Source organism: Anaerococcus hydrogenalis (genome assembly GCF_002871895.1).
Taxonomy (GTDB): domain Bacteria; phylum Bacillota; class Clostridia; order Tissierellales; family Peptoniphilaceae; genus Anaerococcus; species Anaerococcus hydrogenalis.
In genome coordinates this window covers 175,581-190,824 of record NZ_PNHP01000004.1, presented here as the reverse complement: position 1 = coordinate 190,824, position 15,244 = coordinate 175,581, and the positions used below count along the sequence as shown (strand labels likewise).

General features: G+C 28.7%; 15 protein-coding genes and 1 rRNA gene. 13 read left to right on the top strand and 3 right to left on the bottom strand.

Annotation, left to right across the window (positions count from 1 at the left end; genetic code table 11):
* A 5S ribosomal RNA gene (gene rrf / locus CJ192_RS07155) occupies window positions 1-88 on the top strand; the annotation flags it as partial.
* Between the two features lie 659 nt (window positions 89-747).
* On the opposite strand, the gene CJ192_RS07150 is transcribed toward rrf, so the two are convergent.
* Entirely contained in the window at window positions 748-1,701 is a 954-nt protein-coding gene (locus CJ192_RS07150; protein WP_102198308.1) for a 3-hydroxyacyl-CoA dehydrogenase, read from the bottom strand.
* A 190-nt stretch (window positions 1,702-1,891) separates the two neighbouring features.
* On the opposite strand from CJ192_RS07150, the gene CJ192_RS07145 reads away from it, so the two are divergent.
* The 5 genes from CJ192_RS07145 to CJ192_RS07125 all read left to right on the top strand — a co-directional run bounded on the left by CJ192_RS07145 (window position 1,892) and on the right by CJ192_RS07125 (window position 8,462).
* The gene (locus CJ192_RS07145; protein WP_102198307.1) at window positions 1,892-3,262 is read left to right on the top strand and encodes a Na+/H+ antiporter NhaC family protein; all 1,371 of its coding nucleotides are present in this window, start codon (window positions 1,892-1,894) and stop codon (window positions 3,260-3,262) included.
* Window positions 3,263-3,707: 445 nt separating this feature from the next.
* Window positions 3,708-4,442 (top strand): DUF5633 domain-containing protein, encoded by a 735-nt coding sequence (locus tag CJ192_RS07140; RefSeq protein WP_102198306.1) that lies wholly within the window; start codon window positions 3,708-3,710, stop codon window positions 4,440-4,442.
* Window positions 4,443-4,587: 145 nt separating this feature from the next.
* A complete protein-coding gene (locus CJ192_RS07135; protein WP_102198305.1) occupies window positions 4,588-4,974 on the top strand; it encodes an MORN repeat-containing protein in 387 nt (128 codons plus the stop codon).
* Window positions 4,964-6,742 (top strand): acyltransferase family protein, encoded by a 1,779-nt coding sequence (locus CJ192_RS07130; protein ID WP_102198304.1) that lies wholly within the window; start codon window positions 4,964-4,966, stop codon window positions 6,740-6,742. The genes CJ192_RS07135 and CJ192_RS07130 overlap by 11 nt, the downstream gene beginning before the upstream one ends.
* A 325-nt stretch (window positions 6,743-7,067) precedes the next feature.
* Window positions 7,068-8,462, top strand: a complete 1,395-nt coding sequence (locus CJ192_RS07125; protein WP_102198303.1) for a Na+/H+ antiporter NhaC family protein — start codon at window positions 7,068-7,070, stop codon at window positions 8,460-8,462.
* Here the strand turns inward: CJ192_RS07125 and CJ192_RS07120 are convergent.
* The gene (locus tag CJ192_RS07120; protein WP_102198302.1) at window positions 8,425-9,342 is read right to left on the bottom strand and encodes a LysR family transcriptional regulator; all 918 of its coding nucleotides are present in this window, start codon (window positions 9,340-9,342) and stop codon (window positions 8,425-8,427) included. The two genes, CJ192_RS07125 and CJ192_RS07120, sit on opposite strands and share 38 nt — an antisense overlap.
* 86 nt (window positions 9,343-9,428) lie before the next feature.
* Between CJ192_RS07120 and megL the strand changes: the two genes are divergently transcribed.
* Window positions 9,429-10,619: a methionine gamma-lyase gene (megL, locus tag CJ192_RS07115; protein ID WP_102198301.1), complete on the top strand. Its 1,191-nt coding sequence runs from the start codon at window positions 9,429-9,431 to the stop codon at window positions 10,617-10,619.
* A gap of 688 nt (window positions 10,620-11,307) precedes the next feature.
* Here megL and CJ192_RS07110 read toward each other — a convergent pair.
* Window positions 11,308-11,574 carry a hypothetical protein gene (locus tag CJ192_RS07110; RefSeq protein ID WP_004814405.1) on the bottom strand — a complete coding sequence of 89 codons (267 nt, stop codon included), beginning with the start codon at window positions 11,572-11,574 and terminating at the stop codon, window positions 11,308-11,310.
* Window positions 11,575-11,663: 89 nt separating this feature from the next.
* On the opposite strand from CJ192_RS07110, the gene CJ192_RS09495 reads away from it, so the two are divergent.
* The 6 genes from CJ192_RS09495 (at window position 11,664) to CJ192_RS07085 (ending at window position 14,584) form a co-directional block, all read left to right on the top strand.
* A complete protein-coding gene (locus CJ192_RS09495; protein WP_244897299.1) occupies window positions 11,664-11,825 on the top strand; it encodes a hypothetical protein in 162 nt (53 codons plus the stop codon).
* Window positions 11,819-11,953 (top strand): hypothetical protein, encoded by a 135-nt coding sequence (locus CJ192_RS09530; protein WP_280522492.1) that lies wholly within the window; start codon window positions 11,819-11,821, stop codon window positions 11,951-11,953. Before CJ192_RS09495 ends, CJ192_RS09530 begins: the two co-directional genes overlap by 7 nt.
* Window positions 11,954-12,094: 141 nt before the next feature.
* Entirely contained in the window at window positions 12,095-13,330 is a 1,236-nt protein-coding gene (locus CJ192_RS07100) for a putative DNA modification/repair radical SAM protein (RefSeq protein ID WP_102198300.1), read from the top strand.
* A 3-nt stretch (window positions 13,331-13,333) separates the two neighbouring features.
* The gene (locus tag CJ192_RS07095; RefSeq protein ID WP_102198299.1) at window positions 13,334-14,074 is read left to right on the top strand and encodes a TIGR03915 family putative DNA repair protein; all 741 of its coding nucleotides are present in this window, start codon (window positions 13,334-13,336) and stop codon (window positions 14,072-14,074) included.
* On the top strand, window positions 14,064-14,309 hold the full coding sequence (locus tag CJ192_RS07090; protein WP_102198298.1) for an ion transporter: 246 nt from the start codon (window positions 14,064-14,066) through the stop codon (window positions 14,307-14,309). Before CJ192_RS07095 ends, CJ192_RS07090 begins: the two co-directional genes overlap by 11 nt.
* Before the next feature lie 8 nt (window positions 14,310-14,317).
* Window positions 14,318-14,584 (top strand): hypothetical protein, encoded by a 267-nt coding sequence (locus CJ192_RS07085; RefSeq protein WP_102198297.1) that lies wholly within the window; start codon window positions 14,318-14,320, stop codon window positions 14,582-14,584.
* Window positions 14,585-15,244 lie beyond the last annotated feature (660 nt).

The following is a 15,244-nucleotide window of genomic DNA, read 5'->3' as shown; positions in this document are numbered from 1 at the left end:
TGTTCCCATACCGAACACAGAAGTTAAGCCTTCTAACGCCGATGGTACTCGGAGGGAGACCTCCCGGGAGACTAGGTAGTTGCCAAACAAACAAGATCAGCCAAGGCTGGTCTTTTTTGATGTGTATTTTTTTCAAGATGATTTAATATAACGAGAATATATAACGAGAATATATTCTAGGAAGTAAAAATAGATAAATATATTAAATTACTAAATAATAATTTAACTACTTATTAAAAATTTTGATTTAAATAGATTATATTTATAGATTATTGACAAATTAATTTTTATCATATCTAGTAGATAAAAATGTCACTTTTGTTTATCCTTATTTACATATTTAGTGCAATAAAAAACTCATAAGATTTCGCATAACTTAATTGCGCTCACAAACGGAACTTTAATATGAAGATTTATCATTATATCAATCTTTCTTTTAAGAATAAATGTAACAAATAACCCATAATTATCTATTATATATGGGCGATTTTTGTTTAAAACAAAATCTTATTTAAATTTACTCTCTCTAATCTTTTTTCAAATTGTTTTACTATAAAATATTTAAATATAAGGATTATTTTCTACCTAGTGATCTTAGCTCGTGAAAATAATTTATTGGTTAGAATTAAAATGATATAAATTTTCGAAAAAATTAAGTACATAAGTGTACCAATAATGAACGTCCCTATTGGGCGTTGGGATAAAAAAATGCGATGAAATATAAATTTATTTCATCGCATTTTTCTTTTATTTGTATTTATAAAATCCTTCGCCAGATTCTACTCCTTTTAGGCCTTTTTCGGCTCTTTCTTCTAGTTTTTTTACTGCTTTTGCTAGGGCTGAGTTTGGATCTTGGGCTTTTGGACTTGCTTTTGTTATGTTTATTACTGTTGTAATTCCAACTATATCTATTATTTCAAAAGGTCCTTTTGGTGCTCCTGTTCCTATTTTCCAGTCCATATCTATATCTTTTGGTTCAGCTATATCGTCTCCGTAAAGCATTAGAGCTGAGTCTAATAGGGGTACTAAAAGTGAATTTAAAATATATCCTGCTTGTTCTTTTTTAAGTACTGCCGGATACATTCCAATAGATTTGGCAAATTCTATCACACTTTCAAAAGATTCATCGCTTGTTTTATCGTGTTTCATTACTTCTGCTACATTTTGTCTCCAAATATTATTTGCAAAGTGTAGGTTTAAAAACTTATCTTCTCTTTTTGTATATTCCCTAAATTGTGAAGGAATGAGAGTTGATGAATTTGAAACTACTATTGTATCTTCTTTTAAGTGAGTAGAAATTTTTTCGTAAAAGGCCTTTTTTTCATCTACAATTTCAGCTATTGCTTCAATTACTAAGTCTGCGTTTGAAAAAGCCTCGTCAAGGTCTGTAGTATATTTCAAATCTTCATAAATTTCATCATTTACTTTCTTTAATTCTTCTATTTTTTCTTGAGTAATTTCGCTTTTGTCTTTGAAAAATGATCTTGGATAATCTGGATTTTCTTCTCCAATATAGGATGGGGCAAGATCTAATTCTTTTGAAAAAATATTGTGGAGTCTTTCTATTCTTGGTTTAATTCTTTCTATAGAACCCTCACTTCTTCCCCAAAGAGTTACATTGTATCCATGAAATGCTGTTATATAAGCTATTTGAGCACCAAGTACTCCGCCGCCTGCTATTGTTACATTTTTAATTTTCATTTTTTTCTCCTTTATAACTTTTATTCTCTTGTATATTTTATACCCAATTTGTCTTGGAAATTTATTTTTTTTGATTTGAATAATTTTTATAAAAGGACTTGTTTTATTACTTAATTAATAGATTTTTGTTATAATTAAAGGCAGGTATTTAAGTTTTACTTTTAAAAAGTGATATAAAGGAGCTAATATATTGAAAAAAAATGAAAAAATTTCATCCAAGGCCTTAATTCCGTTTTTGGTTTTTATTATAATTTATTTATCTACAGGAATTATTCTCCAACTTAGGGGAGTTGAAATGGCTTTTTACCAACTTCCTGCCCCAATTGCAGTTTTTGTTGGTATAATTTCTGCCTTTTTATTGTTTTCTGGAAGTGTAGATGAAAAATTTGATAACTTAGTGGAAGGCTGTGGGGATTCAAATATTATTATAATGTGTTTAATTTATTTGTTGGCGGGAGCCTTTTCTGCTCTAGCATCAAAATCCGGTGGAGTAGATTCTGTAGTAGGTTTGGGACTTTCTTTTATTCCAGGAAAATTTTTGACGGCAGGTGTATTTTTGATATCTTGTTTTATTTCTATAGCTACCGGCACTTCTGTTGGAACAATTACAGCCCTTGGACCAATAGCTGTTGGCCTTTCAGAATCTGGGGGAATTAATCTTTCCCTTATGCTTGGGGCCTTGGTAGGTGGGTCTATGTTTGGGGATAACCTGTCAGTTATTTCTGATACCACAATAGCAGCAACCAGAAGTCAAAATTGCCAGATGAAAGATAAATTTAGGATGAATATAAAAATGGCCCTACCTGCAGGCCTTATTACCTTAATTCTTTTATTAATATTTGGAGCACCAGAAAGTGAACCTAGTCAAAAAGACTTATCCTATGAACTTATCAAAATTATTCCCTATATTTTTGTACTAATTTCTGCCCTTATGGGCCTAAATGTATTTTTTGTACTTACAGGTGGAATTTTATTTTCTGGAATAATCTTTCTTTTTGACAATGGATTTGATTTTTTATCCCTTTCTCAAACTATGTGGGAAGGCTTTACAGGCATGTTTGAAATATTTTTACTATCCATGCTAATAGGTGGCCTTTCCAATATGGTTAGCAAAGAAGGAGGGATAAATTGGATAATAGAGAAAATAAAAAAAATTGCCAAGGGAGAAAAATCTGGCCAAGTTGGCATAGCCCTGCTTGTATCTCTTGCTGATATTGCAGTTGCAAATAACACTGTTGCAATAATAATTTCAGGTCCAATTGCTAAGAAAATGTGTGGGGAATATAAAATTGACCCAAGAAGGTCAGCCTCCCTGCTCGATTCTTTTTCTTGTGTATTTCAAGGAATAATTCCTTATGCTGCCCAAGTTTTGATAGCTGCAAGCTTTAGCCAGGGAAAACTTGCCCCCTTTCAACTTATCCCATATTTTTGGTATCAATTTATCTTAGGCCTAGTTGCCATAATTTCCATATATATCCCCTTTACAAGGCCAAAAGATAAGTGGAATTTTGAATTGGATATGGCAGAATCAGAAGTGAAAAAGCATCTTAAAAATAAATAAAAATATATTTTTTGAATTATATTATCTAAGGTGAAAATAAAATTTAATAAATATAAGCAAGTAAAGACCTAAGATAAGCACTTTTATTAAAAAGTATATTGATACTATTTTTAATTTATAGATATATTCATAAAAAATAAAAAATATAGGCTAAAATAATATGATAATTCCAAAATAAAATAAATAATAGCAAGTATTTAATTTAAATGTTGTTATTGAAATCTTAATATTTAATTTAGGTGTAAATACTTTATCATGATAATTAAATCTTTAAAATAAATATTTTTCATACAAGATGAAATAATATAAAGAAAATGAATAAAAATACCTAAATAAACATTTTACTAGGCTTTTATATATATTTTCTCTAATAAACTTGCAATATATACACAATTGATATATAATGTGAGTATCAAAATAATATATATTAAAAAGGAGAAAAATAATGAAAAAGAAAAATGTATTAGCATTAGCTCTTGCAGCAGGATTAGTATTCGGTGGAACAGCTTATGCAGCAAATGAACCAACAGGTGAAGATTCAGATAATGTAGCAATCGAATTAAAAGAAAAAGAACAAGGTAAAATAGATAAGGTAGAAAAAAACGCTCCAGAAGCAAAAGGAGATAACGCTACTGGTTACTCAACAGCAGCAGAAGCTGAAGCAGCAGCAAAAGCAGCTTTAGCAAATGACAATCTTAACAAAAACTTCTCAGTTTCAGAAAACAATGGTAAATTCTTCTATGTACTTACACCAGCTGAAGATTTAAGCCATGTTCAAGCTCCAAAAGAAGAAAAAACACCAGAAAAACCATACGCTAAATATGATGAAAAAGCTGATGAAAAAGCATTCAACTTTGATAATGGATTTAAAACAAAAGAAGAAGCTATCAAACAAGCAGAAGCTTTAGTTAAAAATTCAAAAATCAATAAAGGTTATAATGTAACAGTTGGTGCTGATGGAAGATACTACATCCAATTAACAGTTGATGAAGCAAAAACTGAAGGACTTGAAAGAAAAGAAATTAAAAAAGAAGAAAAGAAAGAAGCTCCAAAAGAAGCTCCAAAAGAAGAAAAGAAAGCTGTATCTAACAACGTACAAACAGGTGTTGCTGGACTTACAGGTGTAGTTGCAACTCTTGCAGCAGCTTCAACAGCTCTTTTCAAATCAAAAAGAAAATAAGTAAAATTAATTTTAAAAACTAGGGTGGAAACATCCTAGTTTTTTTGTGGTAAAATATATTTCTTATAGATAAATATTTTTACAATAAATATGTAAATAAATCTTTTTTTTGATATAATTAAGTAATAAGAGTAAAGGGGTAGATATGGAAAAGAAAAAGTTTAATGGTATTTTTGCCTGTATTGTTGGAGCTTTTATGGTTCTTTCTTTTTGTTATATTTTGTTTTTATTAAGACCCAAAAAAGTTTCAAATTATAAGCCTACAAAAAACATTACTTATAAGGGCCAAATTTTGAAAAATAAATTAAATGGCAAGGGTAAGCTTATTTGTCCTGAGGGAAAATATCTTGGAAGCTTTAAAGATTCAAGGTTTGACGGCAAGGGAAAGTTTATTTTTGATGATTTTGTTTATTATGCTAAATTTAATAAGGATAAGGCAAATGAGGATATTAAAATAAAACACAGTGATGGCTATACTTATAAGAGAGTAAAAAAGGGTTGGATGAGATTAGAAGGTAAAGATGAGAATTAAGGGTTTAGATTATATTCGTGTATTGGGAATATTTTTGGTAGTTGCCTACCATTTTTTTCCGAATTTTATTCCAGGTGGATTTTTGGGTGTAAATATTTTATTTGTTTTATCAGGATTTTTGATTACCTACCACCTTTTGAGAGAAATTTATAAAAATAAAGAAATTGATATTAAAAAATTTTATTATAAAAGATTTGTTAGGATTTTCCCACCCCTTTTATTGATGGTTTTTATAACAAGCCTTATTTGTTTTTTCATAAATAAGGATTATAGCGTAAGATTTTTGGACCAATTTATTTCTGCTCTTTCTTTTAATTACAATATTTTTGAGCTAGTAAGGGGAGGCTCTTATGAGGGTGGCTTTGTCAAACAATTGTTTATGCCTACTTGGTCTTTGGCAATCGAAGTTCACTTTTACTTGCTTTGGCCCTTGGTCTTAACCCTTCTTATAAATACATTCGATAAGGATAGGAATTTTAAGGAGAAATTTTCTTCTTTATTGATGAAGGTTTGTATTTTTTTATACCTTCTTTCATATTTTTTGATGGTTTATCTGGTAGCAAATTATAATAATGCCATAGCCTTTGTCTATTTCTTTGATTTTACTCGTATGGGATCATTTTTGATGGGGGCTTTTGCAGCCTTATTTGTAGGAAAAATAAGAAAGCTACCTTATAAAACTTTAACGGCTCTATTGAGTCTTGCTTTGATTGGACTAAGTTTTATTTTATCCTATTCTAATGAACTTACCTATAAATTTGGCTTTATCCTAGCTGATTTATTTACAGTTTTGATGATAATTACCTCATATTCCAATAAAAATATAAGGGAATACAAATTTATAAATACCTTGTCCATGTATTCATATGGAATTTTCCTTTTCCATTGGCCAAGTTTTGTTATAATTACAAGCTTTTTTGAAAATTATTGGGGAATAATCTTATCGATTTTTGTAACGGGAATTTTGACCTTAGTCAATTTTCATTTATTTGAACCCTTATTTAAGGAAAAAAATACCAATAGAAGAGAGAAAAATCATAGGCTTTCAAATGCAATTAGCCAAATTTTTATTGGATTAATCTTTATATCTTCAATAGCCATGGCTTATATTTTAAATGAAAATGCTCATAATATGGTAAAGATTGAAAAAACTATTTTTGAAAAATCTATAAAACAAGATATAGATAAGATGAAAATGGATAAAAATTTACTTGATATGGCCATAAAAAAGGCTGAAAACAAGGATTATGCCGCTAAAAAGGAAAATGTAATGATTAATGTCTTGGGAGATAGTGTGCTTTTGGGAAACAGGGACATGCTCCAAGAAAATATTAAAAATTTACATGTAAATGCAGAAGGAAGCAGGCCAATCGATTCTGCAAGTGATATTATAAAGCAAATGAAAAAAGATGGGAATTTGGGATCTGTTGTGGTAATTGCCCTTGGAACCAATGCTATAAAAGATCCAAAGGAAAGTCTTGAAGAAATTATAAGGACTGTTCCCAAAAAAACTCGCGTAATTTTTGTAACCTGCTATGATAATAGGTACGACCAACCGCATAGGGTTTCTGTTGCTATGAGAGATCTTTCTAAAAAATATGATTTTATAACCCTAATGGATTGGGAAAAAGAAGGTATGGCCCACCCAGAATATTATTCTGGAACTGATGGGGTGCATTTTTATGGAAAATTAAATGCCTATGATGCCTATTTAAAGATGCTAGAAAAATCCATAGACCAGTCCTTAAAATCAAAGGCAAAGAAATAAGAAAGACTTAAAATAAGTTTTTCTTATTTTTTTATATAATTTTAAATATTGTAGGCTAATTTTTATAGTTTTACCATATTTTACTAGGAGAAATTTTTATTAATATTTGCCTAAATTTAGTTTTATTTTAAATAAAAAAATAAGTTATATTGTTTTGATAAAATGTATATCTCTTCTTAACGACCAATATTAATTTGAAAAATAGACCTTTGTTAGCTATAAATTTTTCTTATATAAACCATAACATATATGTATTTTACTAAGGTATTAAAATAATGTATTATAATTATGAAAACGTAATCATTTTAAAAAAGGGGTGAAAATTTTGAAAGAGAATGAAAGAATTTCTGGTAAAGCCTTAATTCCATTTTTAGTTTTTATAGTTGTGTACCTATTCACAGGTATAATGCTTCACTTAAGAGGAGTTGAAATGGCATTTTACCAATTGCCTGCACCAATTGCGGCCTTTGTTGGAATTATTAGTGCTTTCATCTTATTTAGTGGAAGCATTAATGATAAGTTTGATAATTTGATTGAAGGTTGTGGGGATTCGAACATTATTATTATGTGTTTGATTTACATATTGGCAGGAGCATTTTCTACTGTAGCTTCTGCTTCTGGTGGTGTTGATTCTGTTGTAGGATTGGGTTTATCTTTTATACCAGCTAGGTTTTTGACAGCGGGTGTATTTTTGATAGCTTGTTTTATATCTATAGCTACTGGTTCTTCAGTAGGGACAATCACAGCTCTTGGTCCTATAGCTATAGGTCTTGCAAATTCAGGAGGGATAAATCTTTCCTTGATGCTTGGAGCCTTGGTAGGTGGATCAATGTTTGGTGATAACTTATCAGTAATTTCTGATACAACCATAGCAGCAACTAGGACCCAAAACTGTGATATGAAAGATAAGTTTAGGATGAACATAAAATTAGCCCTTCCAGCAGGTCTAATAACTTTTATCTTACTTCTTATATTTGGATCTCCAGAATCAGAGCCTAGTCAAGCTGCATTAAATTATGAAATAATCAAGGTTATTCCTTACTTATTTGTACTAGTTGTTGCCCTTATGGGGGTTAATGTATTTTTAGTACTTACTGGTGGAATTGTACTTTCCGGAATAGTTTTACTTATGAACAATGGTTTTAATTTATTAGAGCTTTCTCAAACCATGTGGGAAGGATTTACAGGAATGTTTGAAATATTCCTACTATCAATGTTGATTGGAGGTCTTTCCAATATGGTCACCAAAGAAGGTGGAATTAATTGGATCATTTCTAAAATTAAAAAATTTGCAAAAGGTGAAAAATCTGGAGAGTTTGGTATAGCAGCCTTAGTTTCTCTTGCAGATGTTGCAGTCGCAAATAATACTGTAGCAATTATTATTTCAGGACCAATTGCAAAGAAAATGTGCAATGAATATAAGGTTGACCCTAGAAGGTCGGCATCACTTCTTGATACTTTTTCTTGCGTATTTCAAGGAGTAATTCCTTATGCAGCCCAAGTTTTGATAGCAGCAGGATTTACAAAAGGAGCAGTAGCTCCATTTCAAATTATCCCTTACTTCTGGTATCAATTTATACTTGGAATAATCTCAATAATTTCAATATATGTACCATTTACAGCTGCAAAGGATAAGTGGAATTTTGAATATGATATGCCAGAATCAAAAGTAGCTGATCATATCAAAGTTTTGGAAGACAATGGAAAAGTTCAAGCTTAGTAAGGTCTAAGTATTCTTTACAAAGTTTTGAAAGATTTCTGGAAGATTTGTAAACATAGCCTATATCCATAGATAAATTTTCAGGATTTTCAAGTTTAACAGTTTTTATATTAGAAAATCCGTTATTAGGATGAAGGCAACCAGTTCCAACATTAAAAGAATTGGTATTAGATATTAATCCTAAAGTTGTGCCCCTGTCTTGGGTGTAAATGATTTGTTTGTGGTCAGGCAAGTTTACAAATTCTTCTGGCAATACTTGGGTATCATCTTGCTCATAAATTATCATGGGATAGGCATAAAGGTCAGAAATTTTTATAAGTTTTTTCTTTGCCAAAGGGTGGTCCTTGTTAATAAAAACATGAGGAATAACCTTGGCTATCGATACATATGTTAAGGATTTTTCTTTAAACAAATTAAAGATAGCCTCCTTATAAGATTTATTTATGTAGATAAAGGAAAGGTCTGAATAATCATTTTCAACATGGTTAATGGCATGGAGGGAAGTCGTTTCCTTAAGGTAGAACTTAAATGAAGAATCCTTGTATTTTTCGATTAATTTCATAAAGGCAGAGACAGTAAAGTTAAAATGTTGGCTTGAAATTCTAAGCTCAGGAATATCATTTTTATCAGGACAATATTGCCTTTGAATATCCTTATATTTGCTGATTAAATCTTGACATTTAATTAGATATTCAAGTCCCTTTACAGTAGTTTGAGTTCCGCTTTTAGACCTTTTAAAGATTTTAAAGCCCAATTCTTTTTCAAGATCATTAATAGCCATGGAAATGGCAGGTTGGGAAGTATATAAGTTTTTGGCGGCTTTTGAAATTGAGCCAGTCTTAGAAACTTCTATAGCGTAAGAAATTTTGTTTAAATTCATAATATCTCCTTAAATTCTTTGGATATATTATATTAAATATTTTATAAAAATAAAAGTAATAAAAAATAATAAGAAAGGATAAAAAAATGACAGAAAACAATAAAAGATCATTTGCAACACAAACAATCCACGCAGGAGCAATGAAAGATACATATGGTTCCTTGGGACTTCCAGTTTACCAAACATCAACTTTTATATTTGATAGTGCAGAACAAGGTGGCAGAAGATTTGCCCTAGAGGAAGAAGGTTTTATATATTCAAGACTAGGAAATCCAACAAATGATGCCCTAGAAAAAAAACTAGCAGCCCTCGAAGGAGCAGAGGCAGCAGTATCCACAGCATCAGGAATGGGAGCGATTACATCATCAATTTGGCCATTTATAAAAGCTGGAGACCATATACTTGCTTGTGGCACACTTTATGGATGTACCTTTGCATTTTTAAATGAAATTCAAAAATTTAATATAGAAGTAGAATTTATAGATATGACAAATCTAGAAGAGGTAAAAAGTCATCTAAAAGAAAATACAAGAATAGTTTATCTAGAAACACCAGCAAATCCAACTCTTGATATAATAGATATAGAAGAAGTTGTAAAACTAGCAAAAGCAAACTCAAAAGATACTATGGTAATAGCAGATAATACTTTTGCAACACCTTATCTACAAAATCCACTAAAACTTGGAGTGGATATAGTAGTACACTCAGCAACCAAATACCTAAACGGCCACGGCGATGTGATAGCAGGATTTTCATGTGGATCAAAAGAACTAATGACCCAAGTAAGACTAGTAGGACAAAAAGATTTTACAGGTTCAGTCCTATCTGCTCATGATGCATTTTTAATCTTTAGAGGAATGAAAACTCTAGAAGTTAGAATGAAACAACATATAGAAAATGCTAAAAAAGTAGTAGAAGCTTTACAAAAACATAAAAATGTAGAAAAAGTTTATTATCCAGGACTTGAAGATTTTAAAAACCACCAAGTAGCCAAAAAACAAATGAAAGATTATGGTGCAATGGTAACCTTTGAAGTAAAAGGTGGAATTGAATCAGGAAGAACAATAATGAATAATGTAAAATTATGCTCACTTGCTGTAAGTTTGGGAGATGCAGAAACATTAATAGAACACCCAGCAACAATGACCCATTCTACCTACACAGAACAAGCTTTAAAAGAAGCAGGAATAGCACCAGGTTTGATAAGATTATCAGTAGGACTAGAAGATAGCGATGATATAATAGAAGATCTAAATCAAGCTTTAGACTTAATCTAAAATAAAAATCATCTCCCTTAATTGGGAGATTTTTTTATTTTTTTAAATAATATGTATGCAATTTTATTTAATGAAAATAAAAAAAATTTAAAAATTTATAAAAAAACGTTTAGAATCGATTTCACGGGGTATCATTATAATAACAGAAGATAAGATACTTCTGATAGTCCACTAGCATAGAAAGGACGAGGGCTTAATTTTATAGGAAATTAATTATAGTAAAAAGTTTAACCTATAAATGTATTTAGACTATGAGAATTTAAATGGATTTAAAATCTGAAATTTCTAATTAAAGTCTTTACAATAGTGATATTTATTTAAAAAAAGAATTTAAAATGTAAATTTCATAGAAAAAGTGGTGGAAATCAAGTGTAAAATATAGCCATCTGACATTTTTCTAAAAAGGATTTGTTTGTAGCTAAATAAAAAGAGCCAAATTACAATTGAATATGATAAAAGTGTTAGGAGGAAGTTTTCCCATAAAGTAAAAAAATATACAAAACTGTCAATATGCCGAGGTATTTAAATAAATTTAAATATGAAAAAAGAAAGGACTTAAGCGTGATTGAACCAAAATCAGAAAGCTATGCTAGTGGACATATAAAATAATCGACTTTAAATTGTAAAGAAAGTTTAAAGTCGATTTTTTTGTGCTGAAATTCAAATATTTGGTTTTTTTATTAAAAAATTATGATAATTTCTTCCTATAGACAAGTTGATTTATCAAAAATAAAAGAGAAATTACAAAAAGATTTGTAAAAGAATCAGTATTATTTGTAAAAGGTAAAATCATATCAAGTAAAAGATATATTATAAAGGCCATTAGGGTATGAGAACAAGTTTTATTAAAAATTTTTCTATCCCTATCATCACCAAAACTAAATTTTGACAATAAAAGGACATTAACTATTGCACTTATTATTAAAATTACTATAAAAATCACTGTGGTTTTCATAAAAAATCCTTTCTTTTTCTCTATTTATAAAATATTATAGATAAATAAAGATGTCAAATTTAATCACATAAGTAGAAAAGAGAAAAAAGATGAGAAATTTAACAAGAAAACAAATTCTTTATGACTGTGGTTTAGAAAATGATGACTTAGTTGAAAATAAAAATATATTTTTAAATATGAAATTTAAAAAAGAATCCTTGACCTATAATCTTTATCCAACTTCTATAATTGGATTTGGGAAAATGTGCTAATAAAATCAGATAATAAGGAAATATTGCCAATTACATCAAGTCAATTTTCACATATAGATTCTATGAATTTATCTATTAATGCAGGCTATAAATTTGCTTTTTCATTTATAGCAATTGATAAAAAGTAGGAAGTTTATAATATTATATAATTTTGATTTAAATTAATATAAGAAATATAAAAGAGCTTTTTCTTATATTTTTTCTTGAAAGTTTTTAAATATTCTAATATAATCATAAGACAGTAAAAGTCTAAAACAAAAGGGGATTATATGGATATTTTAGAAAAGTTGGAGATTTTGACGGATGCTGCTAAATATGATGTGTCTTGTTCTTCTTCAGGATCGAATAGAAGAAATTCATCAAAAGGTTTGGGAAATAGTCATCTTTCTGGGATTTGTCATTCATGGAGCGAAGATGGTAGGTGTATTTCTCTTTTGAAAATTTTATTTACCAATAAGTGCGTTTATGATTGTGAATATTGTATAAACAGGTCATCAAATGTCACAAAACGAGCAGAATTTACTCCAAGAGAAGTTGCTGATTTGACTATCAATTTTTATAGGAGAAATTATATAGAAGGTTTATTTTTATCATCGGGAATTATCAAAAATCCAAATTATACCATGGAGCTTTTAATAAAAACGGCTGATATTTTGAGAAATGATTACAATTATAATGGATATATACATATGAAATCTATACCTGGAGCTGATTCTGATTTAGTTAAAAAAATGGGACTTTTGGTTGATAGGATGAGCGTTAATGTTGAACTTCCATCAGAAAATTCTCTAAAAATTTTAGCTCCCCAAAAATCTACCAAGGCCATAGAATCTTCTATGAATTTTGCCAAGGAAAAAATAATCCAAAGAAAAAATGAAATAAAATTGTATAGGCATACTCCAAAATTCCTCCCTGCAGGTCAAACTACCCAAATGATAATTGGAGCAGGAGGAGAATCTGATTTTGATATAGTAAATAAGGCGGAAAATTTGTATAATTCTTATTCGTTAAAAAGAGTTTTTTATTCAGCTTTTGTTCCTGTTGTAAAAAGTGAATTTACAAAAGATGTAAAAAAAGCTCCTCTTTTAAGAGAACATAGACTATATCAGGCTGATTGGCTTTTGAGATTTTATGGTTTTAAATCATCTGATTTATTAAATGAAGAAAATAAAAACTTTGACCTAAGAATTGACCCTAAAACAGATTGGGCAATAAATAATATTGATAAATTTCCTGTTGAAATAAATAAGGCAAGCTTTTCTGATTTAATGAAAATTCCAGGAATTGGTAGAGTCTCTGCAAGAAAAATTGTAAATGCAAGAAAATACAGAAAACTTGAGTATTGGCATTTAAAAAAGTTGAATATTTCTGTAAAAAGAGCAAGAAATTTTATAACTGTAAATGGAAAATATCAAGGTTTTAAATTCAAAGATCAAAAAGATTTAAAAGATACTATGAGCCTTTCTGATCCCAAATCTTTTGAGCAATTATCACTTTTTGGGTAAAATATGAAAAATATTGTATATGATGGGTCATTTGAGGGATTTTTAACAGTAGTTTTTCTTTTTTATAAGGAGCTTTTTAAAATTAAAATTGAAAGTGAAAATAATCAAATTTCTCTTTTTGACCAAACTTTTATAAAAACAGAATATGATAAGGCAGGAAGGGTAGAAAATTCTATAAAGAAGAATATTTCAAAAGAATTTTTTTATCAAATAAAAATAGCCTTTAAGTCCGATTATAAAAATAAAGAAATAATAATTGCAAGACTTATAAAACTTTCTTTTCTAAAGGGCAAAAATATTATAAATTCTACAAATAAATACTCTATAGTTTTTAATAAAATGATAAAAAATTATACAAGTGAAGCTCATGCTTTTAAGGGGCTATTGAGATTTAGAGAAATTCAAGAGGGATTTTTATTTTCTGAGTACCAATCTCACAATAATATTTTGGAAGATCTTTCTAGACATTTTCTAAGAAGAATGCCCAAGGAAAAATTTATTATTTACGATAAAAATAGAAAAAAAGCATTTATTTCAATTTATGGAAATGTAGAAGTTGTAGAAATTTTAAATCTCGATATAGAAGAAAGTGACCAAGAGAAATTTTTTCAAAATCTTTGGATAGGATTTTATGATGCAATTTCTATAAAAGAGCGAAAAAATAAAAAACTTATGATTTCAAATATGCCAAAAAAATATTGGAAATATTTGCCAGAAAAAAACAGGGGGAGAAATGAAAAATAATATTTCAGATTATCAAATTATTGGAGGAGTAATAGCATATATTATAGTTATGATAATTTCATGGTTAAAAAAACTTCCTACAAATGCTCCAAATGCAATATTTACGGCAATTGTATTTAGTGGGATGATTTATAAAATATTTATTAAAAAAGAAAAAAATAATATGTATTTTAATATTTTAACTATGATAGGGTCATTTATTTTGATGATTGTAAGTTTTTTGGAAATGCTTTAGGAGAAAATATGAAAAAAAGACTAGAAATTTATATATTTTTATTTGCTATAATAATTTTGATAATTTCAATAATTGTCCCATATGATTCAATGGAATTTATATTTGGTAAAGGACTTAGACCCTTAGGATTTACAAGTTTATATTTGTGTCCTATATGTGGGATTATAGGATCAATTTTTTCTGTAAAAAATAAAAATTATGTATTTTTGTTTTTAAATATTTTATTAATATTTACATTTTTCTTTACAAATATAATTGGATATATGATTTATTAAATTTATAAAAAAAATAACTTTTTTATATTACTACTTGAAAATTAATACCCTAGGGTATTTTAGACTGTTGACAAACTAAAAATTTTCTCATTTCGACCGAGTGCAACGAGCGGAGAAATCTCATTAGATCTCTCCATGCGTTCGCTTCACTCACACTAATACACGTTTGTTTTACAAACTTTTTCGTGTTATCACACTAGTTTTAGGGATGATTGTGCCAAATCAAGGCACAATCATCTAGTCGAGATGGGTTTTAGCGTAATTTTATTTTTAAATCATTGATTAATTATTAAACTGACTTTGTCTACGCTCTGTAAGACCTTAGGGTCTTTTTTCTTTTAGGAAAATGTTATAAATTTTCTGTTTTAAACAATAAAAACTTAAAAAATTTCGAAAAATTTTTAATAAAATATAGATATTTTTCATAAAAGGCTAAAATCAAAGGATAAAAGAAGGAGAATATTTTTAAAAAAATAAATTAAAGGCTTGATTTTTATTTTTAAATATGCTATAGTTAATTTACGGAAACGATACCGAAAATAGTTTGCATGAAATTTTTCTAAGTATAAAAAGTTTAATTCTAAAAAATGCTAATTTTAAAATACTAATTAAAAAAATTAGGCTTTTTATCGAAAAATATCTTTGCTAGGCAAAAAATCA